The following is a 355-nucleotide window of genomic DNA, read 5'->3' on the forward strand; positions in this document are numbered from 1 at the left end:
CAGCGCCTGGATCTGGTCGGTCGTGAACGAGTCGATGTTCTCGGAGGTGATGCCGCGGATGGCGGCCGTCGTCAGCACGGCCAGGTCGGCGGTCTCGATGGCGGCCAACTGCTCGGAGGTCATCGCGCCGACCTGGGCGGACGACAGCACCTTGAACTGGGCAGTATCCAGGGCCTGCAGGTCGGCGGTATCCATGCCGGCGACTTGTGCCGTGGACAGGCTGGCGATCTGGGCCGTGGTCAGCGTGCCGACCTGTTCGGTGGTCAGCGCGTTGAGCTGCTCGGTGGACAGCGCGCGGATCTGGGCGGTGGACAGGGCGCGCAGGTCCTGTGTCTCCAGCGCGGCCATCTGTTCG

1 protein-coding gene is annotated in these 355 nt (G+C 68.2%); it reads right to left on the bottom strand.

Features of this window, described 5'->3' with window-relative positions:
- A partial coding sequence (locus ACG00Y_RS28810; RefSeq protein WP_394485095.1) for a hypothetical protein occupies positions 1-355 on the bottom strand: 355 nt, incomplete at both ends.

Origin of the sequence: Pelomonas parva, from assembly GCF_043555835.1 — a bacterium.
Classification (GTDB): Bacteria; Pseudomonadota; Gammaproteobacteria; order Burkholderiales; family Burkholderiaceae_C; genus Pelomonas; species Pelomonas parva.